Raw genomic sequence first — 23,240 nt, 5'->3', positions numbered from 1 at the left:
TGTCGCCGGAGACCCTGGCCTGGAGCCTGAGCGGCTTGCCGGAGCGCGCCTCGCCGGAGACGTCGAGGCCCTCGACGGACCAATTGACTACTTTATATTTTGAAGTGCTCGATATGTAACCATTAGAGTCGACAACATCGGCATAAATTTCATATTCACCAGCTAGTGGCAAAGTCCAAGTAACAGACGGGCTGGTCAAATCTTGGCCAATTACACCCCAATTTGAGCTGTTCCAATTGGCTCCGACTTTATGCCAAACAAATTTGTACTTAAGACCATCGGTCTTACCGGTAACATTCACGCCAACCTTAATGGAAGATCCAGCACGCCCCAATTCTTCAGAGAATGTAATTCCATCAATGGAATAAGGATGCGGAAACTGCGCAATAATTGCAGCAGCATCAGCCTCGCCAAGGCGACGGCAGCCGTCATCAGAGAAATAGTTGGCAACATCGCCGGAATTCGAGATAAAGCCGTGTTCAATCAAGATGCCAGGGATTCCCTGTTCACGGGCGCATCGGATAACAGCGAACTCATCGCCTACTTCCATTTGGAATACGCCGCGGTACGAAAGGCCCATAGCGGCAAGATTGTTCATAACCTTATTTGCAAGTTCTACAGAAACCTGTGTGCAATCAGTGCCATTCGCAGTAGGAGCATAAACCTCAGCACCATGAGCGGCAGGAGATCCGGAATTAATATGGAAGCTAACGAAAGCCTGAGCGCCTTGATCGATGCAGCGCTGAACACGATAAAGATAATCGTCACCTGAATAATTGCCGTATTGCTCACGAGAAAGAACTACCTTGAAACCATAGGCTTCAAGCTTATTCTTGCACGCCGTTACGATTTTCCAAGTAAGATCGGCTTCGCTTTTGCCATTTCCCTGCGCGCCAGGATCAGAACCGCCGTGACCCGCATCGAGAGCAATTACACCAACATTGCGTGCAGAACGAGTGGCATAGGTAGAAACACCATCCGGAGAATCGGCGCACTCCAACGCCTGCTGAATAGACTGGGCCTCAACAGCATTTCCGTCCCCATCTGCATAATAAACGGATGTCCCCTCGGAGTTCACAGAGCTATCTACGACGGTGAATGAATAATCTCGATTAGAAAGATCAATCTTATGCTCAGCCCCATCTCCCTCTAGACAATAAGAAATCGAAGTGAGGAAATAAGTATTAGCTTCGAGTTTTGCGCCAAAGGTAAAGGCGGCAGAATTATCAGCCGTAGCAGACGCGTCGACAGAGCCCTTTACGCCGTTGGCACTCACATAGCCAAGCGCAGCAGAGGAAAGAACTTCGCCGTCATTAGGCGTAGCAAAAGCAATGACTTGATTGGATCCGGAGGGAAGGCTTGGGTAGGCCAGGTAAACGTATTGAAAGTCCGACTCGACCGAATCGACCTGTTGCTCGGTCTTGACATCGCTTTCAGTTGTGCCTTGGCTCAACGAGTCGATAGTCTCAATATCCCCTTCAATCGGTGATTGGTCAACGGTAGCCTCGCTGCTTTCAGCATAGTCATCGCGTGCAGCCACTCCGTCATCACCTGCAGAAGCCACATCCGTCACAGCTTCAGCGGGCTGTGCCTCGTTCAACCCGTAAGCAGCAACCACAGGACTCATCAATGACGAAAACGTCAGAAGAGCAGCCAAAAAAAGCGTAGCCGCAGCACGTAAAACCTTTTTCATATTGAATCCCCAGTCAAAATGAACATCGATGTTGCAACATTATCCATCATTTATCTCTTCTTTTGAACAATTGTCATGGAAAGGAATCGTGTTGAATCAAGATGGCACGAAACGGAGAGTCCCGGCTCGTTTGGCCACCAGCTAAATAGGCAACCCTTACCGTTGCCTCCACCCAAACGCAACTAAAACCGTTGCAAATGCAATTAGGTATAATTCTTCCAAATCTCCTAGAGAAAGTGTTTGAATGCTGACCGTAATCGTGCCTACTTACAATGCCGAGCCGTATCTTTCTCAGGCTATAGGCAGCCTATTAAACGAAAACAAAATCGAACTGGAAATCCTCGCCATCAACGACGGATCCACCGACAACTCGCTCGCCATTATGCAAGATTTCGCTGCGCGCGACTCACGCGTTCAAGTGATCGATAAGGCAAACCAGGGTTACGGCGCAACCTGCAATCTGGGCATTCGCGAGGCAATGGGCGACTGGATTGCCATCCTCGAGCCCGATGACTGGATCGAGCCCGGAATGTACTCCGACATGTTTGCCTTTGCCAAGCGCGAATTTGGCGGTCAGAACAAGCTCGATATTATTGAGACCCCGTATTGGATCATTCGCAACCCCGATACCCCCCAAGAGGTCAAACTACATTGCGCATATCGTGGTCGCATCAAACCGTCTCGGCAACCGTTCACCATTCACGACGCTCCACACCTGCTGGCTCACCATCCGTCCATTTGGTCGGCAATCTATCGTCGCGACTTCCTGATGCAAAACAATATCTGGTTTAAGGAAATCCCCGGTGCAGGTTGGGCCGATAATCCATTCCTCGTCGAAACGCTATGCCAGGCAAAGGCCATCGCTTACTGGCCCAAGCCGTATTATTGCTACCGTGAGGAAACACCCGAAAAGGCGGCCGCCCTGGCAAAGCGTGACCCCTTGATGCCGTTTAATCGCTGGAACGACATGGTCGATATTCTTGAGCGGCTCAACGTCACCGACTCCGCCGTCTGGACACCGCAAATCACACGCGGCTTCACCTATATGGGCATCATGATTGAGCACACCGGAATTGAGGGGCATCCCGAAATCGAGCGGGCGATCCGCAGGATGTTCGAACGCATGCCGCAAGAGCTGGTATTTGCCAATCCCCGCGTTACCCCTGCGGCCAAAAAGCTCTATGCCGAGTATATGGGCATCGCCAACCCTAATATCAGCTACTGCGCATACGCAAAGGACCTCGTGGGCGAGGGCCTGTATAACGTATGGAACAAGGGGCCCAAGCAAACTCTAAAAATGATCACATCGCACTTTGGTTCATACAACGCACGCGCTGGAAAATAGTCTGATGGGCAGCAAAGCAAGCAGAAATACCTCCATCGAAGCGCTGCGCTTGGTCGCGGTCGCCGGGATTGCCATATTCCACACGTTTCAATGGACCTTCCAAGCCGTCTGCACCGGCCTACCGGAATATGCGCCGCTCGCTGTCTTCCCTTACTCCGGCGCGCTCGGCTTTATCAACCTGCTGGGCTGCTGGGCCAACGAGGTCTTTTTTATGATCTCGGGATACTTCCTTATTCCCTCGGCGGGACACGCCCTCCAAAACGGGTCATCCGCGCGGGGCCTCACTCGTAAATCGTTTGCGCGGTTAAAGAAGATCGTCTTGCCCACGCTCTTTTATTGCGCTGTCTGCCTGCTTGTCTCGATGTACGTCTATCCCCTGCCTGAAATCTCACTACACGAGATCGGCTGGCTCACGTTGGGCATCGAGTTTATCTGGGTCTACGCCGCCTCCGTATTGCTCGTCCCAATGATTGCGCTGATACGACAGCGGATCGGCAGCAAAAGGGCCCCGTTTGTCGTAGCACTTCTCGTGCTCGCAACATTTGGAATCAACTGCCACATCGCAGCGACGGCAAACGAAGCGGCCGGTATCGTTTTGTGGCGCAAGCTCATGAGCGCCGTTACCTACCTGGTCGCGTTTATTGCAGCTGGAGAAATGCGCTTTGTCCTCAAATACCACGGCAACGCATCCGGCGCTCAAAAATCCAAGATCGCACTCATCGGACTCGGTGCCGCCACCATCGCGCTCGAGCTTCTGCTATCGGCAAACAGCCAGTACAACGCGCTCTGGAAGCTCTCCTACAAGTCAACTTCCGTCATATCCTTCATCTTGGCCGTCGCATCCGTTGCCGCCGCAGCGCTCCATCAGCCGCGCCACGAAGTCCCAGCTGCAGACAAGACAATCATGTCTCTCGCCGCAGGAACGCTCGCTTTCTACGCCGTACAATCGTTTACCTGCAATGTCTGGCGACCCATCTTTGACAATGCAATCTACACCATGGCGTCAGGCATCCAAACGGGAGACCCCCATCCAGCCGCCGCCATTTTGTTCGGAATCCTTATGAGCCTTTGTCTCGCGCTTGCCCTACTCCTCGTGGATATCGTTCGCCGGACTGTGGTCGACACCATCAAGGCCCATATGAACAGTTAGACGTCCTTCTGACCCTGCAGACCACGAAGCGCGCTTACACCAGAAGCAAATAAAATCGCAAAAACAATCGCCCAGTTCTTGCAGCCAAATACCGGAATATGAACGATCGCATGGTCATGCATAACAACGAAATAACCCAGAACAACAACCAGAGGCAGCACCATGAGTAGCGACCGAATCAACACCTTGCGACGACGACCGCCTTGCGCGCCACCCCGTATTGAGCATACGAATACGGCAATCCAGATCACCAATACGGCAGCAAACGAAACAAGACAAACGACGTTCGAGATCATCGCATAACCAGCAGTTGAGCAAATGGCAAACAGCTGCGGGCTCATGCAATAAAACTCCTTCAAAACCTGAGGCCAGTCAGCTTGGGGCAACAGTGACGAAGCCCCATGCGCAGACCAAATGCCCATCTCGCCCAGAACGTTCGAAAAGACCTCGTTCCAACCCAGCACAAATGCCGCGACAACCCATTTCATCGCCCAGGTAAACACAAACGAAAGCCCAAACCCAAAGAGTGCCTGCAGCATCGTGACGACGCAGCGCTTGGGGCGCTCACCCTCGGGGAGCGCAATGAAGGCGAAAAAGCAATGCAGGGCGACGACTGCGGCAGGAATGGTTAAAAAGTCAAGAAACGAAAACACGGCGCCCGTCGCTATCGACCAAAGGACAAGACGGCTTATGAAAACCCGTGCGTTCGGGGCCGAGTCCAAACGAAGGCTCATGCAAGACATCATGATGAGCGCCACAAAGAACGAGATGCACAGTAGCAGATCACCGATAACATTGAAAAACAGATTGGTCGAGAACAACAGGATTGCAAGGAAACCCAACGTCAATGGCTTTGAAAACCGTTTCCGCAAGGCAACGTAAGCGCAAGCGGAGCCGACAATCGCCAGAGCAGCTGCGGGCGCCACGACAACGTCGATACCGCCAATAAACAGGCAGACATTCGTAAGCAGCTGCCATCCATGCCAATACCGGTAGTACTGCTGATGCGTAATCCCGCCGGCTTTCGTAACGTCATCAATCTCGGCAACAGCCATCGTCTTAAACGGAGAACCTTGGTCCTTTTGCTGTGCGACTTCAATGATAAAGCGATTGTTGTCAAAGCAAACAGGACCAGCTGCAACACGGTGGTCGTAGACATACATGTCAGACAACAGGGCCGAGGACTCCGAACCCTGCGCATGCGACTCGATAACGGGCCTCGGTAGGCAATTCGCCGCGGTATTGCTCAGGACAAAGACAAGTTGAAATGCCACGAACAGCAGCAGGCATTTGGCGGGCAGGGTGTCGGCAAAGGAGGCTAAACGAGTTTTATTCACAGGGCATCCAAACAGAAAGATCGCATCCACAGGAATCGGCATCTATGTAATACCACAATGCGCGCTTGCAACCTCGCCACGCTCACACGTCAACCAAGCTTGTAGCAAACGTTCTTGGTGATTAGCGGAACATTACCCGCGGGCGCCCGCCTACGCTTACAATAGTCGTGTCCCATGGGACACGTTGTTTATTCCGCAGGGCCGATATGCTGCCCACGCGAAAGGATATTCTCGTTCATGACTTCCACCCTCCCCGCTCCCATCGATAAGCTCGCCATCGTCGTCGTTACGTACAAGCGTCAGGAACTCCTGGCCAACTTGTTCGACTCCATGACCGAGCTCACGGCAACGCCCTGGCGCATCGTGATTGTCGATAACGAGAATTCGCGCGAGACCGAGGCCATGTGCACCGCATTCAACGAGCGCCTGGCCAACCTATGGGGCATCGACACCGATCAGCCCGATTCACAGGGTAACACCGACCGTGTCATCTACGCCCCGCAGCTCGAAAACGGCGGCGGTGCAGGTGGCTTCTCCGCCGGCACCAAATGCGCCTACGACCTGGGCGCCCAGTGGTTCTGGGTGATGGACGACGACGTGCTCGTCATCCCCGAAGGCATCGAGCGTCTTGCCAAGTGGACCGACCGCTACGATGTCATCCAGGGTTCGCGCCTGGACTTTGACGGCGGCGCCTTCTTTTGGCAGTACCAGCTCATCCTTTCGCTTGGTATCCCCAACCCCATCGCTAAGTGTGACCTGGGCCCCAAGGGCTACCGCGCCATGAACCAGTTGTGCTTTGAAGGCGGCCTGTTCTCGCGCCGCGTGGTCGACAAGATCGGCCTGCCGGATGCGCGATTCTTCATCTACGGCGACGATGCCTGCTACGGCTACGTGGCCAGCCAGCACTTCCCCGCCGCCGTTGTTGCCGACGTGGTGCTCAAGCGTGCCCGCGCTGTCTCTAACTGGGATATCGCCGGCAAGCGCCAGCTCAACTCTACGAGCGACACCAACCGCTACTACATCATGCGCAACCGCGGTTATCTGGCCCGCTACATGCAGATTTACGGCGACTATCACCCCGCGCTGTTCCGTCTGGGCAACGTCGCGACCTTCTGCAAGGAGTTCATTCGCCTGGCTGCCGTTGACAAGTGCTTCAAGACCGGTATTCCGGCGCTGCGCCGAGGCATGAAGGACGCCCGCAAGATCGTCAAGGATCCCAACTGGAAGCCCATGCCGCCCATGAAGGACACCGAGTAACGGAAGCCGGAAACACCTCGGCGCTTAAAGCCGCTGACACACCGTAGCCACATGCTGCCCATCAAAACCGAACCCCCAGCGCATGCGACCCACGCCGGGGCGCGGCACACGGATTTCGTCGATGCCGTCGCGCTCTATGTCGAGCAGCGCCTGCACGGCCAGCAATTCCAGGCCCAGCGCATCCACACCGGGGTCATACATCATGTTGATCGTTATCAGCGGACGTTCATCGAGCATACCGATCGTATCGGCTATGTCGAACACGGCGCCCGTAGGAAAAACCTGGATGTCGCAGCGACCCGCGCCACACTTTCGCCTCGAGGCAGGATTGGCATAGCCCGGCAAGCCAAAGCAGAGCCCCTGCAAGAGCAGATGATATGGCAGTGGCGCATCTGGGTCGGTCGCACCGATTCCCGCATCTCCTAAGATGCGGCTTAGCGCCCGCCTCACGGTATCCTCGTTCCCATGGCACAGCCCGTCGCGAAACGCATCGACGTCTCGAATGTCTTCTGCAGCGCACTCAAACCACTCAATAATCACTAGACGCAAGGTCTGGCGAAGCTCGTTATTGGGCAATCGCAAAGCACGGAGGCGATCGCCATGCTCCGGCTCCTCAGTCATATCCGTCGTGAGAAAACCGGACAGATACAGCGCTGTCCACATGCCATCGTCAGGCGAGACATCTGGCTCTGCAGTGCCCAAACAAAGCGGGACCTCAGCGCACCCATGGGCCTCGAGCAAATCAAACAAGACCGAAAGGCGGTCGAGATTCCACCCGGCAACTACCCTACTCAGACAATTGGCATATCCATACAGATCGGCACGCACAGGCGCCGTGCAGCCTCGGCCCAGAAAACCGATCACACGCTCTGGACTCGAGCAATAGGCCCTGCCAAACCGATATCCCTCGAGCCATTCACGCGCATCATCCAGGTATTCCTCGCGCCCAGCATGATTCAACAGAGCCTCGACCTCGGCATCCGAAAAACCGAACCAACGGTCACACCACGCCGACAGCGGCGTCGTCAGACAATACGAGCAGCCGCGCGAAGAAAGCGCCGCTTCGGCGGGACCGGGACACTCCCCCATCAGACACGTCAGCCGCAACGAATCGCGCGCAGTGGCAATGGCGTCAAACAGCGCACGGTCAAGTAGTTCTGCCGGATCGGCGTCGGAAGCGTCCCTCGCGCTCGCACGGCGAGACCACGCCGCATCGTACCCATCAACGAGCAATACAACCTGCTCATCGCAGGCAATCTCCAGCAGCTCTATGAGCACGCCAAGCACCGAGGCGACCTCATCCTCGCTCGCCGCGCCACGCGCAACGCGTTCGATGTGACGCACCTTGTCTCGAGCTAAATCCGGAGCCTCCAAAAGCGCCAGCAGACGAGCGCACTCGCCCGAAAGAGCATCGCGCACGACGTCGGCAATAGCGGCGCCACGCCTCGCAGCGCCAGAAAAGTCCAGCGATATCACCGGATAGCAAGCGTACTCATCCCGATAGCGCCCGCCGTCTGCATCCCAAATCTGAGCATCGGCAAACAAACGCTGACCAGAGCGACCGACCGCTGGACGCTCCAGAAAAGCCCTGAGCATCGACAAGTTCATGCTCTTGCCAAAACCCTCGGGTCGACAGCACACCACAACGGACGCGTCGCAGTCCAACACATCAGCAATAAACATGGTCTTGTCAACCAGCACGCAGCAACCAAGGGCCTCCGCATAGTCGTGTATGCCAATGGGCAAAACCGCATCGTCGGCACAGCCGATCAAGCGCACGCCAAAGCCAGCAGCACAATCAACATTTGCCTGTTCAGACACCAAAACGTTCCCCCTAAATCGCAGCACGATGCCAATTGTAATGACCGCATCGCATGTACCGATGTCGCCGCGCGAACATATCGGGCAACGGTAGCAACAAGAGGTGTGAGGGGGCACAACTAATCGTTGCACAACAAAACGGGGCCCGACGCATTCGCACCGGACCCCGTCCCGATTCTTTAGTTATCTGGCAACCGAGAGGCTACTCCTCCGAGCCGTCCTCCCCAGAAGCCTTCTTCTGCTGATCGAGCTTATGCTTACCACTTACGATAGACGTAGCGCCCAGTGTGGCCAAGCTCGCGCTGGCAAGGCTCGCCATCACAATCAGATCGCCCGTCTTGGGCATGTTGCCGCCCGAGGACTTGGTAGCTGTAGTCGTCGTGGTCGTGGTGGTCACCGTTTTGGAGTCATTTTGCTCCTGGACCTGGTTGTCAGCACCGCTCTTACCGCTGTCCTCGCCCTGCTGCTTTCCGTCCTCGGTCTTGTCCTTGCTCTTGTCCTTCTCCTCAGGTTCAGGCTTCTTACCCTCGTCCTTCTTCTGAGCGGACTTCTCGTTCTTCTCCTCAGAGCTAGAACCCTTATCGAATTCGGTCATCTCGGAAGCCTTGTCCTTGGAGTCGCCCTTTGCGGCTTCGGTCTTTTCCGTGGAAGCCTGATCAGAGTTGTCCTTGTTCTGGGCCGAGCCGTTATTGACGCCAGCCATCAGCGAAGAACCCAGCGTAGAACCAAGCTGCTCGGAGAAAGAAGGCTTCTTGTCCGGCGAAGCAACGGGAGCGTCCGGCACCTTATTCGAATCGTCCTTGGAAGCATCGGAATCAGGGGTTGCGTCAGAGCCGGAGCCGTTGTTAGAGCCGGTGTCAACGGACGAATCGCTCGAGCCGGTAGATGAGTTAGAGGTGTCAGCGCCGGTCGAACCAGAAGCGTCGCTGTCCGTATTGCCGGCAGAGCTTGAAGGCGAATCGCCCGCAGCAGAGCCGTTCAAATCGGAGCCGTTCGAGGTAGAGCCGTCGTTGGTAGTGCCACCAGCAGAGCCATTACCGTCAGCATCGGTCGAGGGCGCATCCATCCTGTCATCGTTGGCATCGTCACTCGAGTCGTCATTCGAATCAGGTGTCGGCGAGGGCGCCGGCGCAGGCTCGGGCTGCACGGGCGTCGCAGCGGCAGCCTCATCCTCGGCGATAAAAACCAAGCAGTCCTTCAGCTCATTCTTATAACGATTCTTCCAGCCCTCATGATACTGGGGCTGACTTGAAAACTTGGTGGCGACATTGTTGACCACGCTATTGGAGAGCGCCGTCACAAACTCGCGGTCGGACATATCGTTGGAAAGATTCGCCCAGCGGAAAAAGTCCCTGCAGCCACCGGTGCCGCACATGTTGGTAATGCTCCACACCATGCCCTTGACGCAATCGGCGCGCCCGGAGATGTCAATGCCAAGAGCGCTCTTAAGCCACGCCTCGGTCACCGCATAGTACGAGTTGTACGCATACGCATCCTGCAGAGCCGAAAACTCAGCAGGATCGGTGTTATAAGCACCTTGGAAGGCATCCTGCGCGATATGGCCCAGCTCGGTGAGCTGGCCGTTCTCGTACATGGCATTGCTCGTGTTGGAAATCTCGCTGCCGCAATCAATCGCATCCTTGAGCATGCTGTATTTTTCGGGGTTGTAGTTGTAGGCCTGCTTCATAAACGGAATGAGCGACCAGCGGCGATCAAACTGATAGTAGCCCAGTGCGTTATAGCCGTCACCATACGAAAATCCCTGGTTGTAGTTACCATGGCTCTCGTACTTGGTAAAGTACTTCATCTCGGGAGTCACGTTGACAAACGAAACGCCCTGGACCGACCTCAGCACGCCCGAGAAGGACTGCTGGGTGTAAAGACCTTTGTCGATATCGGTGGCATCCGAGGCAACGCCCGGTGTGGGCTCCTCGGCAGCGGCGGGTGCCGGCGCGGAAACGGCGCCAAACGAAAGCGCCAGCGTCAGGCCCGCGACAATCGCGGAATGCTTGGGCTGCATAAGATCCTCCCTGCATTGGTGTAGTTAAAGTTCAGTTTGCAAAGATAAAAATCAGTATTGCAGCTCGCCCGTTGTTACACAACAACCCCTCGGTAAACGGCAACAACCCTCCGCGAAATCTTAAGGAATTGCGCTCAACCTACAGCTTAATGTCAAAGTTGATTTCGGGGACGGCGGCCAGGTCGGCCAACGTCACGCCGTCGACGTATTTTTCGATCACGTCGTCCAGACCGCGCCAGAACTTGACGGTCGAGCACAAATCGCTGCGGGTGCAGCTGTTGTCGATGCCGTCGCACGCCACGGGCGCCGTGCTGCCCTCGACGGCGCGCAGGATGTCACCCGCACGTACCTCGGAGGGATCCTTGGCCATCATGTAGCCGCCGCCCTTGCCGCGCACGCTCTTAAGCAGGCCAGCCTTCATAAGCGGACGAACCAGCTGTTCCAGATACTTCTGCGAGATATGCTCGCGGTCGGCAACCTCGCGCAGGGCAATTTTGCCCTCGGCGTCACCGAGCGCCGCGATATAGATCATCAGCCGGAGGGCATAGCGGCCCTTGGAAGAAATGAGCATACCTACCCTCCCGTCGCATCTGGGACAACATAACCAGGTTTGTTTGTCCCAAATCTTAAGTAAGTGGGACAAACAAACCTTGTTATTTTGTCCCACATCTAAAAAGTCGAGTGGATTAGTCGGGTTTTCCCTTGACTAACGCCGAACCCATAGTAACTTTATTCCGAGAAGATTCCTAGGGTTTAGTACACCTATGAGTACACCATATACAGAGAGGGACAGCATGAGCGCAAATCCGCTGCTTTCCATCGAAGGTCTGACCGCCTCCGTGGACGAGAAGACCATCCTCCACAACGTCAACCTCAACGTCGCCGCCGGCGAGACCCACGTGCTGATGGGACCCAACGGCGCCGGCAAGTCCACCCTCGGCCACCTGGTCATGGGCGACCCCGTCTACACGGTCAACGACGGCCGCATCGTCTTTGACGGCCAGGACATCACCGAGCTCACCACCGACAAGCGTTCACGCGCCGGCCTGTTCCTGAGCTTCCAGGCTCCGGTCGAGATTCCGGGCGTGCCACTGTCGAGCTTTTTGCGCGCCAGCATCGCCGGCCGCCCCGGCCTGGAGATGAAGGGCAAGGAGTTCCGCCGCCGCGTGAAGGAGCTCGCGGCCGAGCTCAACATGGATACCGCCTACCTCAACCGCGAGCTGGGCGTGGGCTTCTCGGGCGGCGAGAAGAAGAAGGTCGAAATGCTCCAGCTTCTGCTGCTGCAGCCCAAGCTCGCCATCCTCGACGAGACCGACTCGGGCCTGGACGTCGACGCGCTTTCCACCGTCAGCCACGGCATGGACGCCTACCGCAAGAGCTGCGACGGCTCCATGCTCATTATCACGCACAACACGCGCATCCTGGAGCACTTGGATGTCGACCGCGTCCACGTTATGGTCAAGGGTCACATCGTGCGCGAGGACGACGCCTCGCTCATCCCCTGGATCGACAAGAACGGCTTTGAGACCTTCGAGCGCGAGGCCGCCGAGCAGCGCGCCCAGGCCGAGTCCGCCGCTGCCGAGCAGCAGGCGTAAAGGGGCGACGCAATGACCAAGAACCGCACCGAGGTCGCGGACATCGACCGCAGCCTCTACGACTTCACCTATGGCGAGGAGGGATTCGAGCGCCTCGACGCCGGCATCACGCCCGACATCGTGCGCGAGATCAGCGCCAAAAAGAACGAGCCGCAGTGGATGCTCGACCTGCGCCTCAAGTCCCTCGAGATTTTTAATCGTTTTCCCGACCCGACGTGGGGTCCCTCCATCGAGGGCCTGGACATGGACAACATCGTCACCTACGTCAAACCCAACACCGACCAAAAGCACGACTGGGAGTCGGTGCCCGACGACATCAAGAACACCTTTGAGCGCTTGGGCATCCCCGACGCCGAGCGCAGCTACCTGGCAGGCGTCGGCGCACAGTACGACTCCGAGCTGGTCTACCACAACATGCAGGACACCGCGTCCAAGATGGGCATCGTCTACTCCGGCATCGAGGAGGCCCTGCACGACCCGCAGTGGGAGCCGCTCATCCACGAGAAGTTCATGACGCTCATCCCGCCCACCGACCACAAGTTTGCGGCCCTGCACGGTGCCGTGTGGTCGGGCGGCTCGTTTGTCTACGTGCCCAAGGGCACCAAACTCGATTTCCCGCTGCAGAGCTACTTCCGCCTCAACGCCAAGGGCGCCGGCCAGTTTGAGCACACGCTCATCATCGTCGAGGACGATGCCGACCTGCACTTTATCGAGGGCTGCTCCGCACCCAAGTACAACGTGGCCAACCTCCACGCCGGCGCTGTGGAGCTCTTTGTGGGCAAGCGTGCGCACCTGCGATACTCGACCATCGAGAACTGGTCCAAGAACATGTACAACCTCAACACCAAGCGTGCGCGCGTGGACGAGGACGGCGACATCGAGTGGATCAGCGGCTCCTTCGGCAGCCACGTGGGCTACCTCTACCCCATGAGCGTGCTCAACGGCCGTCGCGCCCGCTCGAGCTTTACCGGCATTACCTTTGCCGGCGCCGGCCAGAACCTCGATACCGGCTGCAAGGTCGTGCTCAACGCGCCCGACACCTCGGCAACCGTCGAGACCAAGGGTATCTCCAAGAGCGGCGGCATCCAGACCTTCCGCAGCTCCATCGTGGCCACGCCTAAGGCCGAAGGTTCCAAAGCAACCGTGAGCTGCCAGTCGCTGATGCTCGACGACCAGAGCCGCTCCGATACCATCCCCGCCATGGACATCCGCGCCAAGAACGTCGACATCGGCCACGAGGCCACCATCGGCCGCATCGGCGACGACAAGGTGTTCTACCTGATGAGCCGCGGCATATCGGAGGAAGAGGCCCGCACCATGATCGTCAACGGCTTTGCCAACCCGGTCTCCAAGGAGCTGCCGCTTGAGTACGCCGTCGAGATGAACAACCTGATCAAGCTCGAGATGGAAGGAGCGATCGGATAATGAAACAGGAAACCAACACCGCTGCTACCACGCTCGAGCAGGTCAACGCTATGCCGGCCGCCACTTGGGGCTGGCTCAAGATGAACCAGACCAAGCTCGAGCTTTCGGACGAACTTGCCGCCGCTCCCGCCGAGGCCGTTGAGGTCGAGGGCCTGGACGAGCAGTTTGCCGGCTCGGCCGACGCCTTCGATACCGCCATGGACGCCATGGCCGAGCGCTTCCCCGAGCGCCGTGCCTCCGCCCCCGGCGACGCCGTCGACCGCGCCCGCATCACGCCCGAGACCGAGCTCGACGTGCCCGCCACCTCCGTCTACCAGGCCGGCGCTATCAAGCTCGAAGAGGAGCTCTCCCCCGCTGAGGCCTTCGAGACCGGCATGGGCGAGGCCGCCTACACCTATCTGGCCGATCACGCCACCAAGCGCGTCGTCATCGATGTGCCCGCGTACGGACGCGCCACGGTTACCGTGCGCGTGAGCGGTGTCGACGCCGCCACGGCCATCGCCGCTATCGACGTCGTCGCCCGCCCGCAGGCAACGCTCGACTTGTGCATAGCCCTGGACTCCCCCGTTGCCGGCCAAGGCGTCGTGGGCTCCGTGCTACGCGTGTGCGCCCACGAGTACGCCACCGTCAACGTAACCTGCACGCAGACACTCGACGATAGCTGGATCGCACTCGACGACACCGGCCTGTTCCTGGACGAGGGCGCGCGCGTCAACGTGCAACACACCGTCCTGGGTGCCGGCGCCAGCGCCACCGGCCTTGCCGGCGACCTGCTGGGCGATACCGCCAAGGTCACCATCGATACTGACTACCTGGGCGCCCGCGAGCAGGTGCGCGACTTTAACTACGAGCTGCGCCACCGCGGTCGCAAGACCGAGTGCGAGATCGACGCCAACGGCGTGCTGACCGGCACGTCCAAGAAGGTCTACCGCGGCACCATCGACCTCGTGCACGGCTGCAAGGGTGCAACCGGCACCGAGCGCGAGACGGTGCTTTTGGCCAACAAGGGCGTCGACAACAAGACCGTTCCCGTCATTCTCTGCGACGAGGACGACGTTGCCGGCAACCACGGCGCCACCATCGGTCACGTCCGCGACGAGCAGCTGTTCTACCTCGCCTGCCGCGGCCTTGACCAAAACGCCGCCGAGGACCTGTTCATCCGCGCCAAGCTGGAGGACGCCGCGCTTTCCGCCACCGACGAGCGCACCCGCGCAGCCGTCGTCCGCCTGGGCAACAACCTGATCGACAACTTTGAAGAGGAGCTCGCATGATCGACACCGAGCACGTTAAATGCGACACCTGCACTGCCCCCGAGCCCATGGAGCTCGACGCCAGCGACGAGGCTTCGCGCGGCTGGCCCACTGTGGACATCGAGACCAACCCCTACAAGGCACAGTTCCCGCTTTTCCAGCAGCACCCCGAGATCGCCTTCCTCGATAGCGCCGCCACCGCGCAGCGCCCCGCCTGCGTGCTCGACGCCGAGCGCGACTTCTACCAGCGCATGAACGCAAACCCCCTGCGCGGCCTGTACTCGCTGTCCGTCGAGGCCACCGAGGCCATCGCGAAGGTCCGCCAGCAGATCGCTGACGTCATCGGCGCTCCCCAGGCCAACGAGGTCGTCTTCACCCGCAACACGAGCGAGTCGCTCAACCTGGTCGCCAAGAGCTTTGCACCCACGGTGCTCGAGCCCGGTGACGAGGTCGTCATCACCATCATGGAGCACCACTCCAACCTAATCCCGTGGCAGCAGGTCTGCCGCGAAACCGGCGCCAAGCTCGTCTACCTCTACCCCACCAAGACCGGCCAGCTCACCACCGAGGAGGTTCTTGCCAAGGTTGGTCCCAAGACCAAAATTCTGGCCGTGGGTCAGATTTCTAACGTGCTGGGCGTCGAGAACCCGGTCAAGAACCTCGGCAAGCTCGTCCACAAGTACGGCGGCTATCTGGTCGTCGACGGCGCGCAGTCGCTGCCGCACATGCCGGTCGATGTGGCCGACCTGGGAGCCGACTTCTTTGCCTTTAGCGCGCACAAGGCCATGGGCCCCATGGGCATCGGCGTGCTGTGGGGCAAGATGGACCTGCTCAACGCCATGCCGCCCATGCTCACTGGCGGCGAGATGATCGATTCGGTCACCGAGCAGGACGCCGTCTGGGCGCCCGTCCCCGAGAAATTCGAGGCCGGCACGCAGGACGCCGCCGGCATCTTCGCCACGGGTGCGGCACTCGACTACCTGGTCAACACGGTGGGTTACGAGAACATCCAGGCACGCGAGCAGGCACTCGTCCACTACCTGATGGGCGAGCTCATGCAGCTCGACTTTGTCCAGATCATCGGCTCCATCTATTGGGATAACCACCACGGCGTCGTGAGCTTTAACGTCAAGGGCATCCACCCGCACGACGTCGCGAGCATCATGGACATGGACGGCGTCTGCATCCGTGCCGGCCACCACTGCGCGCAGCCGCTGCTTACCTGGCTGGGTGTCGAAAACCTTGCTTGCTGCCGCGCCAGCGTGGCCTTCTACAACGACAAGGCCGACATCGACAAGTTCATCGCCGGCCTGCATCACGTTTGGAGCACGTTCAATGGGTAATCTGTACACCTCCACCACATTTATGGAGCACAACTCGCACCCCGACTATAAATACGAGATGGATGCTCCCACGCACGAGCACGACGGCATCAACCCCAGCTGCGGCGACGAGCTCACCTTGCAGCTGCGCGTCGAGAACGGCGTGATCGAGGAGGCCTCCTTTACCGGCCACGGCTGCGCCATCAGCCAGGCCAGCGCCGACATCATGGCCGACCTCATCACCGGCGAGACCGTCGAGGAAGCTCACCGCCTGGCAGAGCTCTTCCTCGCCATGATCCGCGGCGAGCAGCTCTCCGAGGAGGACCTGGAAGACCTGGACGAAGCCGCCCAGCTCCAGGACATCTCGCACATGCCCGCCCGCGTCAAGTGCGCCGAGCTCGCCTGGCGCACCCTCGACGGCATGCTCGAGGGGCAAAATAATCAGTAGTATTTATCCCAAATCTTAAGAATTTCGTTGGCCGAATCGCTTGACTAAGAGCGGTTCGGCCATTTTCTTTTCTGCCTTTATTTCGATCCCTCGACCTGCGCGTCCACCTGAGCATAAGCGCGCACGATACGAGAGACGGTACTTTTGCCAATCCCGGTATACCGCTCAATCTGGCGCACCGTAAAGCCGGCATTGTTCAATCCAACAATAACGGTATCGCGCTGCGCCGGCGGTGCAGTTTTAACCCCATTGAGCGGAACCCCGAGGCGCTTCGCCAACTTGTTGGCAAAGGCGTGGCGTTCCCACTCCGTCTCTTTCATATCGCACAGCGCCGGCTCGCTACCGTCGGGTGTCGAAAGCGAATAGGCAATAAAGCCCTCGGCAGAACCAAAAAGCTCAAGCACGCAAGAAGGATCAGAAAATCCCCTCGCGACATCGGCCGCGTCACCGTCGTAAGCGCACAAATGCTCCGGAAAGCTGCTCCAGGGATAACGCTCAATGAGACTGATGCCCGCCTCCTGCGGATCGGCGTGAACGGAGCGAATAGCCTCCATCACCTGCCAGTCGGTATCGAGCGAGCGCCGGTCAAAACGGTTCTGGAACAGATGCCCTGTGCGCCCCGTGCGTTTATTGAACCGCCGCGCGTACGTCAAAAGCAGCCGGTGCATCGCCGCGCTCATCGCGTCCTCGTAATCTGCAAGCACCAGACGCACGTGATTGCCCATAAGGCACCAGGCGATAACCGTCACGCCCGCCTTGCGGCAGCACTCACGCATCAGCTCCAAGAACTCCCACCGGTCTTCATCGCCCTCAAAGATGAGCTGCTTGCCCGTACCGCGGGCACAGACATGGTAAAAGCCGGTAACCGTTCTCCAAACGCGCTGCATGGCGCTCCCTTCGCCGGGATCTGCTTGCCATCCAATACAGCACGATTGAAGCGTGCCATCAAAACATTCACGCAAAACAATTCGCTCACGCGGCCAAAGGCAGTAAACAGGCGGCGAACGGCACCGTTGCAACAGGTCAACCCCTGCAACGCATACAAGAGCTGCCCAAAAGCTTGCCAAAGACGGACCCCCTCTACGGAAGTTCGCGACCACAGAACATAGAGTTAAACCGTTTCAATTAAAACTTCCGGACTTCTCGCTACGAAAACTGAGCCGTTCGCCGAATATTCCGTGCATTTCGCGGTATTATAGGGGCTGCATGTCATGTCCCTTTCAAAGGGTCGCCCGGCAATCGCCAGCCACGGCCCCCAGACGGGACGCCAACACGATAGAGAGGAGAGGCATGCAGTACTCACAGGAAGTGGAGAACATGTGCCCCGTTGCCAAGGGTGCATACCACGGCCCCGCACCCATCCCCGAGGAGGGCAAGTGGGTCCAGGCTAAGGAGATTTCCGACATCTCCGGTCTTACGCACGGTGTGGGTTGGTGCGCACCTCAGCAGGGCGCCTGCAAGCTCACGCTGAACGTCAAGGACGGCATCATCGAGGAGGCCCTCGTTGAGACCATCGGCTGCTCGGGCATGACCCACTCTGCCGCCATGGCTTCCGAGATCCTTCCCGGTAAGACCATCCTCGAGGCCCTCAACACCGACCTCGTCTGCGACGCCATCAACGTTGCTATGCGCGAGATCTTCCTGCAGATCGTTTACGGCCGCAGCCAGACCGCGTTCTCCGAGGGCGGCCTGCCCGTGGGCGCCTCCCTCGACGACCTCGGCAAGGGCCTTCGCTCTCAGGTCGGCACCATGTTCGGCACCAAGGCCAAGGGCGCTCGTTACCTCGAGCTCGCTCAGGGCTACGTCACCCGCATGGCTCTCAACGACAAGAACGAGATCATCGCATTCGAGTTCCTGAACCTCGGCAAGTTCACCGACGCCGTCAAGGCCGGCAAGACCCCCGAGGAGGCCATCGCTGGCGCTATGGGCCACTATGGTCAGTGGGAGAACGCTGCCAAGTACATCGACCCGCGCACCGACGAGGAGACTCACTCCGTCGCCAGCGTGTTCCCGGTTCACGAGTAGAAAGGGAGGGAAATAACTATGACTGTTACGTTCGAAGGTTACGAGCGCCGCGCTGACAAGATCAACAAGTGCCTCGCCGACAACGGCATCGCCTCCCTCGAGGAAGCTCTGCAGATCTGCACCGACAAGGGCTTCAACCCGCGTGAGATCGTCAACAACACCCAGTCCATCGCCTTCCAGAACGCCGAGTGGGCCTACACCCTCGGTTGCGCTCTCGCTGTCAAGCGTGGCGCCAAGTCCGCTTCTGAGGCTGCCGCCATCATCGGCGAGGGCATCCAGGCCTTCACCGTTCCCGGCTCCGTCGCCGAGGACCGCAAGGTCGGTCTGGGCCACGGCAACCTGGGCGCTATGCTGCTCTCCGACGACACCGAGTGCTTCGCCTTCCTGGCCGGTCACGAGTCCTTCGCTGCCGCTGAGGGTGCTATCGGCCTGGCTCTGAACGCCAACAAGGCTCGCAAGAAGCCGCTGCGCGTCATCCTCAACGGTCTGGGCAAGGACGCTGCTCAGATCATCGCCCGCATCAACGGCTTCACCTACGTGAAGACCCAGTTCGACTACTTCACGGGCGAGCTCAAGGTCGTCGAGACCATCCCCTACTCCGATGGTCCCCGCGCCGCCGTCAACTGCTACGGCGCCGACGACGTCCGCGAGGGCGTTGCCATCATGTGGCACGAGAACGTCGACATCTCGATCACCGGTAACTCCACCAACCCCACGCGCTTCCAGCACCCCGTCGCTGGCACCTACAAGAAGGAGCGCCTCGAGGCTGGCAAGAAGTACTTCTCCGTCGCTTCTGGTGGCGGCACTGGCCGTACCCTGCACCCGGACAACATGGGCGCCGGCCCTGCCTCTTACGGCATGACCGACACCATGGGCCGCATGCACTCCGACGCCCAGTTCGCCGGTTCTTCCTCCGTGCCTGCGCACGTTGACATGATGGGTCTCATCGGCATGGGCAACAACCCCATGGTCGGTGCCACCGTCGCCTGCGCTGTCGCCGTCGAGGAGGCCCTCAAGGCCTAATCGCGCCCGCGCGATGCTCATATAGTTGAGCTTTGGAGCCGCTACCCACCCGGGTAGCGGCTCTTTTTGTTTGCGCTGTCGCAGGGTAGCTAATGCCGATATATCAGTTGGGGCGAAATACAAGATGTGATGAGATGGAGCGTCAGAGCGTCCATGACGCCCACCTGCCATATTTGCCCTTTACCGATTTGCCGAGTCTTTGCGGCCCCATTGCCGATCACCCGTGCGACAATGCGCCGGACGAGAAAGGAATCCGATGGAATCGACTGATGTACTGGTAATTGGATCTGGCATTGCGGGCCTTTGCGCCGCCATCGAAGCGGCACGCACGGGTGCAACCGTCACTGTGGCAAGCGCCGGCAAGACTATGAGTGGATCGAGCTTCTTCCCCGGAACCTGGGGCCTAGGGCTTATCGGACCCGTTAACGAAGACGATGAACAGGACCTCATCGACACCATTCAGACCGTCGGCGGCGGCGTTGCCGACCCCGAACTCGTCCAAACGTTCGTCCACTGCATTCCCCAAGCGATTGACTGGCTCGAACAGGATCTGGGCGTAGAACTCCAGCACCCGCAAAGCGCCGAGAGCGCCCAGCAAAAGCAATTTATCCCTTGCTTTGACCATAAGACACGCATGTGGCGCGGCCTCACCCGCAAGCCCCTTGAGGACGCTCTGACGACCCGGATCGAGTCACTCGGCATTCGCCTGCTCCCCCGCCATGAGCTTATTGACCTTGTTGAGGACACGAACGGCAGAATAACCGGAACCGTACTCTACGACCTTACCGAAAATCGAATCGTGCCCTTTGCTGCCAAGGCCACGATCATCGCAGCCGGTGGCACAGGCGGCCTGTTCGAGCGCAGCCTTACGTCGGCTGATGTGCTCAGCTCCTCGCAGGCCATCGCACTGGCGCACGGCGCAACACTTACTAATATAGAGTTCATGCAGATGATGCCTGGCTTCATCGAGCCCAGGCGTAACTTGGTCTTCAACGAGAAAACCTGGCGCTACGTGCATGTAGACCAGCCGGTAGATATTGCCGACGACAAGCTGGACGACCTGCTCGAGCAGCGCTCTGGATATGGTCCCTTCACGTCACGCTTGGCCTCCCGCGCTATCGATCTCGTCATCGATCAGGCAGGTGTCGAAGGCCTGGCACTCCACTACGACTTCCCCCGCGAGGATGTCCCAGAGTTTGTGCAGACCTTTGCCACCTGGCTGCAAGACGAGCACGGCATCGCGCCGACCGACGAGATGCGCGTTGCGATGTATGCCCACGCCGCTAACGGCGGCATCAAGATCGATAAGACCGCGCACACGGGCGTTGAGGGCCTCTACGCTTGCGGCGAGGCGACAGGCGGCATGCACGGCGCCGACCGCATTGGTGGCTTGTCAAGCGCCAACGGCATCGTATTCGGACGTATCGCGGGCGCATCGGCAGCCCTCACAGCGCAGAAAGAGCCTGAGGCGGCCCTGAAGGCGGATATCACCCTCCCCCAGTACGGCATTGCCACAACAGATGCCGAACGCCTGACACACAGCCTTAGGCACACGATGAGCACCTTTTGCATGATCAACAGGACCGAAACAGGCCTATCTGAGGCCCTGCAACAACTTGAAAGTCTGCAAGACAAGGCCATGGCGCTGAGCAAGCCGCATGCCGATGACAGCGAGATCGCAGCCCTCGCCCGCCTAGAGTCGCAGATTCGACTAGCACAGGAAATGGTCAAAGCCATGCGCAAGCGAACTGAAAGCTTAGGTTCGCACTATCGAGCAGACTAAGCCGAGCACCCCTCCAGAGCAGAACACAACTTCTCGATATTAATGGGTCCCGTGAGCTCAAAGCGACACAGGGCCCATTCGTGTCCGCGCGGGCAAATATACTCATTCTGAATACGGAGTCGACATAGTCCACGTAGACAAACGAACAGAAAGGAAGAGATATGGACAGCAGGGATATCGAGAAATGGCGTGTCGAACTTGACAGCTACGCCCATGTAGAAGACGGCGTTGAGTATTGGCTCGCACGCGATTTAATGGAACCCCTCGGATACACCCAATGGCGTAATTTTGAGACTGCAGTTAAGAGATCCATGGCATCGTGTGACACCAATAAAATGCCTGTTGCCGCCCATTTTGCTGAGGCCAGCAAAATGGTAGATGCCGGCATCGCCAAACGAGCCGTAAAAGACTACAAGCTGACGCGCTACGCATGCTATTTAATCGCCCAAAACGGAGACCCAAACAAGCCCGAAATCGCACTCGCACAGGCGTACTTCGCCGTGCAGACACGCCGTCAGGAGCTCATAGAGCAGCGCTTCGCAGAGATTCAGCGCTTGCAGGCGCGCCACTCGCTATCCGATTCAGAGAAACAGCTCTCGGGCATTGCGTTCAAACGAGGCGTGGACTCCAAAGGATTCGCGATCATCAAGTCGAAGGGCGATGAGGCGTTATTCGGCGGCAGAAGCACGGCGGACATGAAGCGGCAGCTTGGTGTGCCCAAGAGTGCTGCATTGGCGGACAGGCTAGCCGATGTTCTCATCAAAGCAAAGGACCTTACGAACTCGATGACGGCCTTCAACGCCGAGGAACACGACCTGTACGGTCTGGACCAGATCAAGCAAGAGCACGTCGAGAACAACACAAGCGTGCGCGGCAGCCTCATCGACCGCGGAATTGTACCCGAGAACCTACCGCCTGCCGAAGATACAAAGAAGCTCGAACGTCGCGTGAAAGCAGACGAGAAAAAGCTCAAGGAGGGTACAGACGGATTCACCGACCCCCAGGGCAGGCTCGACTTGTAAAGCGTCTGTGCCCTTACGGGTTCGGCCCCATGCGAGGTTAATAAAAAAGACGGCCAACCGAAATTGACCGTCTTAACATGCTTTTGGGTGGGCCGTCAGGGGGTCAGCCTGCTGCGCAGACGGCCGCTGCGGCGCCAAGGCGCCTTGCGCGCTACGCTGGTAAATGCTTACGCATTTCCTCAGCTCCGCGCCCCGACGGGTTCGACCCCATGCCGGGGTAACAAAAAAGCGACCAGCCTAAGCCAGTCGCTTTAACATGCTTTGGTGGGCCGTCAGGGGGTCGAACCCTGGACCTTGGGATTAAGAGTCCCCTGCTCTACCAACTGAGCTAACGACCCAAAGCTAAAGTCCGTTGTGGCGGACTTTAGAGGAGATATCGTGTGGTGGGCCGTCAGGGGGTCGAACCCTGGACCTTGGGATTAAGAGTCCCCTGCTCTACCAACTGAGCTAACGACCCGATATCAACACGAAGCAAGAACTGGGGTGGGTAAAGGGACTCGAACCCTCGACCTACGGGACCACAACCCGTCGCTCTAGCCAACTGAGCTACACCCACCGTGTCCTGTGCGCTTCGCGCTCGACTATTATTGCAAGGAACGCCACGCGATGCAAGCCCCAATTTTCAAGAATTTTGAAAAGAGTTTTTCCCTTGATTATCAACTTTATCCGAACACCTCCCACATTCATCCGCACATGTGCGGATGAATGTGGGAACCCGATACCC

At 58.3% G+C, this 23,240-nt stretch carries 18 protein-coding genes and 3 tRNA genes; 12 read left to right on the top strand and 9 right to left on the bottom strand.

Going from position 1 to position 23,240, the window contains the following annotated elements; genetic code table 11:
• Positions 1–1,693: N-acetylmuramoyl-L-alanine amidase family protein (locus ABCN01_RS02210; protein WP_342997020.1), on the bottom strand; the 1,693-nt coding region annotated here is incomplete at its 3' end.
• 244 nt (positions 1,694–1,937) lie between these two features.
• Between ABCN01_RS02210 and ABCN01_RS02205 the strand changes: the two genes are divergently transcribed.
• The gene (locus ABCN01_RS02205) at positions 1,938–3,038 is read left to right on the top strand and encodes a glycosyltransferase family 2 protein (protein WP_342997019.1); all 1,101 of its coding nucleotides are present in this window, start codon (positions 1,938–1,940) and stop codon (positions 3,036–3,038) included.
• Between the two features lie 4 nt (positions 3,039–3,042).
• Positions 3,043–4,188 carry an acyltransferase family protein gene (locus tag ABCN01_RS02200; protein WP_342997018.1) on the top strand — a complete coding sequence of 382 codons (1,146 nt, stop codon included), beginning with the start codon at positions 3,043–3,045 and terminating at the stop codon, positions 4,186–4,188.
• Here the strand turns inward: ABCN01_RS02200 and ABCN01_RS02195 are convergent.
• Entirely contained in the window at positions 4,185–5,567 is a 1,383-nt protein-coding gene (locus tag ABCN01_RS02195) for a hypothetical protein (protein WP_342997017.1), read from the bottom strand. The genes ABCN01_RS02200 and ABCN01_RS02195 overlap by 4 nt on opposite strands.
• A gap of 195 nt (positions 5,568–5,762) precedes the next feature.
• On the opposite strand from ABCN01_RS02195, the gene ABCN01_RS02190 reads away from it, so the two are divergent.
• Positions 5,763–6,782, top strand: a complete 1,020-nt coding sequence (locus ABCN01_RS02190) for a glycosyltransferase (protein ID WP_342997016.1) — start codon at positions 5,763–5,765, stop codon at positions 6,780–6,782.
• 24 nt (positions 6,783–6,806) lie between these two features.
• On the opposite strand, the gene ABCN01_RS02185 is transcribed toward ABCN01_RS02190, so the two are convergent.
• The 3 genes from ABCN01_RS02185 to ABCN01_RS02175 all read right to left on the bottom strand — a co-directional run bounded on the left by ABCN01_RS02185 (position 6,807) and on the right by ABCN01_RS02175 (position 11,194).
• Positions 6,807–8,603, bottom strand: coding sequence for an AAA family ATPase (locus ABCN01_RS02185; protein ID WP_342997015.1), 1,797 nt, complete (start codon positions 8,601–8,603; stop codon positions 6,807–6,809).
• Between the two features lie 202 nt (positions 8,604–8,805).
• A complete protein-coding gene (locus ABCN01_RS02180; protein WP_342997014.1) occupies positions 8,806–10,623 on the bottom strand; it encodes a VgrG-related protein in 1,818 nt (605 codons plus the stop codon).
• Positions 10,624–10,762: 139 nt separating this feature from the next.
• The gene (locus ABCN01_RS02175) at positions 10,763–11,194 is read right to left on the bottom strand and encodes an RrF2 family transcriptional regulator (RefSeq protein WP_152067620.1); all 432 of its coding nucleotides are present in this window, start codon (positions 11,192–11,194) and stop codon (positions 10,763–10,765) included.
• Between the two features lie 223 nt (positions 11,195–11,417).
• On the opposite strand from ABCN01_RS02175, the gene sufC reads away from it, so the two are divergent.
• From sufC to sufU, 5 genes are read left to right on the top strand one after another with little or no spacing between them, the layout of a single operon-like run.
• The gene (sufC, locus tag ABCN01_RS02170) at positions 11,418–12,218 is read left to right on the top strand and encodes a Fe-S cluster assembly ATPase SufC (RefSeq protein ID WP_117821353.1); all 801 of its coding nucleotides are present in this window, start codon (positions 11,418–11,420) and stop codon (positions 12,216–12,218) included.
• A 12-nt stretch (positions 12,219–12,230) separates the two neighbouring features.
• Positions 12,231–13,643 carry a Fe-S cluster assembly protein SufB gene (sufB, locus tag ABCN01_RS02165; protein WP_342997013.1) on the top strand — a complete coding sequence of 471 codons (1,413 nt, stop codon included), beginning with the start codon at positions 12,231–12,233 and terminating at the stop codon, positions 13,641–13,643.
• Positions 13,643–14,914, top strand: coding sequence for a SufB/SufD family protein (locus ABCN01_RS02160; RefSeq protein WP_342997012.1), 1,272 nt, complete (start codon positions 13,643–13,645; stop codon positions 14,912–14,914). Before sufB ends, ABCN01_RS02160 begins: the two co-directional genes overlap by 1 nt.
• On the top strand, positions 14,911–16,236 hold the full coding sequence (locus ABCN01_RS02155) for an aminotransferase class V-fold PLP-dependent enzyme (RefSeq protein WP_342997011.1): 1,326 nt from the start codon (positions 14,911–14,913) through the stop codon (positions 16,234–16,236). The genes ABCN01_RS02160 and ABCN01_RS02155 overlap by 4 nt, the downstream gene beginning before the upstream one ends.
• Positions 16,229–16,663 carry a Fe-S cluster assembly sulfur transfer protein SufU gene (gene sufU, locus ABCN01_RS02150; RefSeq protein WP_055286548.1) on the top strand — a complete coding sequence of 145 codons (435 nt, stop codon included), beginning with the start codon at positions 16,229–16,231 and terminating at the stop codon, positions 16,661–16,663. Before ABCN01_RS02155 ends, sufU begins: the two co-directional genes overlap by 8 nt.
• Before the next feature lie 77 nt (positions 16,664–16,740).
• On the opposite strand, the gene ABCN01_RS02145 is transcribed toward sufU, so the two are convergent.
• The gene (locus ABCN01_RS02145; RefSeq protein ID WP_342997010.1) at positions 16,741–17,730 is read right to left on the bottom strand and encodes a transposase; all 990 of its coding nucleotides are present in this window, start codon (positions 17,728–17,730) and stop codon (positions 16,741–16,743) included.
• Between the two features lie 223 nt (positions 17,731–17,953).
• Here ABCN01_RS02145 and ABCN01_RS02140 point away from each other — a divergent pair, with 223 nt between their 5' ends.
• The 4 genes from ABCN01_RS02140 to dinD all read left to right on the top strand — a co-directional run bounded on the left by ABCN01_RS02140 (position 17,954) and on the right by dinD (position 22,516).
• Positions 17,954–18,688 (top strand): iron-sulfur cluster assembly scaffold protein, encoded by a 735-nt coding sequence (locus ABCN01_RS02140; protein WP_006235554.1) that lies wholly within the window; start codon positions 17,954–17,956, stop codon positions 18,686–18,688.
• An 18-nt stretch (positions 18,689–18,706) separates the two neighbouring features.
• Positions 18,707–19,711: a GGGtGRT protein gene (locus ABCN01_RS02135; protein WP_006235553.1), complete on the top strand. Its 1,005-nt coding sequence runs from the start codon at positions 18,707–18,709 to the stop codon at positions 19,709–19,711.
• A gap of 256 nt (positions 19,712–19,967) precedes the next feature.
• On the top strand, positions 19,968–21,494 hold the full coding sequence (locus ABCN01_RS02130) for an FAD-dependent oxidoreductase (RefSeq protein ID WP_342997009.1): 1,527 nt from the start codon (positions 19,968–19,970) through the stop codon (positions 21,492–21,494).
• Between the two features lie 161 nt (positions 21,495–21,655).
• A complete protein-coding gene (dinD, locus tag ABCN01_RS02125; protein ID WP_342997008.1) occupies positions 21,656–22,516 on the top strand; it encodes a DNA damage-inducible protein D in 861 nt (286 codons plus the stop codon).
• A 262-nt stretch (positions 22,517–22,778) separates the two neighbouring features.
• On the opposite strand, the gene ABCN01_RS02120 is transcribed toward dinD, so the two are convergent.
• The 3 genes from ABCN01_RS02120 to ABCN01_RS02110 all read right to left on the bottom strand — a co-directional run bounded on the left by ABCN01_RS02120 (position 22,779) and on the right by ABCN01_RS02110 (position 23,072).
• Positions 22,779–22,854 (bottom strand) — tRNA-Lys (locus ABCN01_RS02120).
• A 43-nt stretch (positions 22,855–22,897) separates the two neighbouring features.
• Positions 22,898–22,973, bottom strand: a tRNA-Lys gene (locus ABCN01_RS02115).
• Between the two features lie 22 nt (positions 22,974–22,995).
• Positions 22,996–23,072 (bottom strand) — tRNA-His (locus ABCN01_RS02110).
• Positions 23,073–23,240 lie beyond the last annotated feature (168 nt).

It is taken from the genome of Collinsella aerofaciens (assembly GCF_039062365.1).
Taxonomy (GTDB): Bacteria; Actinomycetota; Coriobacteriia; order Coriobacteriales; family Coriobacteriaceae; genus Collinsella.
The sequence above is the reverse complement of the archived record's forward strand: the minus strand, read 5'-3'. Positions and strand labels throughout refer to the sequence as shown.

Excerpts from the sequence above, each read along its gene's own strand:
- ABCN01_RS02205 (WP_342997019.1), top strand. The coding sequence starts at position 1,938 with ATGCTGACCGTAATCGTGCCTACTTACAATGCCGAGCCGTATCTTTCT.
- ABCN01_RS02200 (WP_342997018.1), top strand. The coding sequence starts at position 3,043 with ATGGGCAGCAAAGCAAGCAGAAATACCTCCATCGAAGCGCTGCGCTTG.
- ABCN01_RS02195 (WP_342997017.1), bottom strand. The coding sequence starts at position 5,567 with ATGCCGATTCCTGTGGATGCGATCTTTCTGTTTGGATGCCCTGTGAAT.
- ABCN01_RS02190 (WP_342997016.1), top strand. The coding sequence starts at position 5,763 with ATGACTTCCACCCTCCCCGCTCCCATCGATAAGCTCGCCATCGTCGTC.
- ABCN01_RS02180 (WP_342997014.1), bottom strand. The coding sequence starts at position 10,623 with ATGCAGCCCAAGCATTCCGCGATTGTCGCGGGCCTGACGCTGGCGCTT.
- ABCN01_RS02175 (WP_152067620.1), bottom strand. The coding sequence starts at position 11,194 with ATGCTCATTTCTTCCAAGGGCCGCTATGCCCTCCGGCTGATGATCTAT.
- sufC (WP_117821353.1), top strand. The coding sequence starts at position 11,418 with ATGAGCGCAAATCCGCTGCTTTCCATCGAAGGTCTGACCGCCTCCGTG.
- sufB (WP_342997013.1), top strand. The coding sequence starts at position 12,231 with ATGACCAAGAACCGCACCGAGGTCGCGGACATCGACCGCAGCCTCTAC.
- ABCN01_RS02160 (WP_342997012.1), top strand. The coding sequence starts at position 13,643 with ATGAAACAGGAAACCAACACCGCTGCTACCACGCTCGAGCAGGTCAAC.
- ABCN01_RS02155 (WP_342997011.1), top strand. The coding sequence starts at position 14,911 with ATGATCGACACCGAGCACGTTAAATGCGACACCTGCACTGCCCCCGAG.
- sufU (WP_055286548.1), top strand. The coding sequence starts at position 16,229 with ATGGGTAATCTGTACACCTCCACCACATTTATGGAGCACAACTCGCAC.
- ABCN01_RS02140 (WP_006235554.1), top strand. The coding sequence starts at position 17,954 with ATGCAGTACTCACAGGAAGTGGAGAACATGTGCCCCGTTGCCAAGGGT.
- ABCN01_RS02135 (WP_006235553.1), top strand. The coding sequence starts at position 18,707 with ATGACTGTTACGTTCGAAGGTTACGAGCGCCGCGCTGACAAGATCAAC.
- ABCN01_RS02130 (WP_342997009.1), top strand. The coding sequence starts at position 19,968 with ATGGAATCGACTGATGTACTGGTAATTGGATCTGGCATTGCGGGCCTT.
- dinD (WP_342997008.1), top strand. The coding sequence starts at position 21,656 with ATGGACAGCAGGGATATCGAGAAATGGCGTGTCGAACTTGACAGCTAC.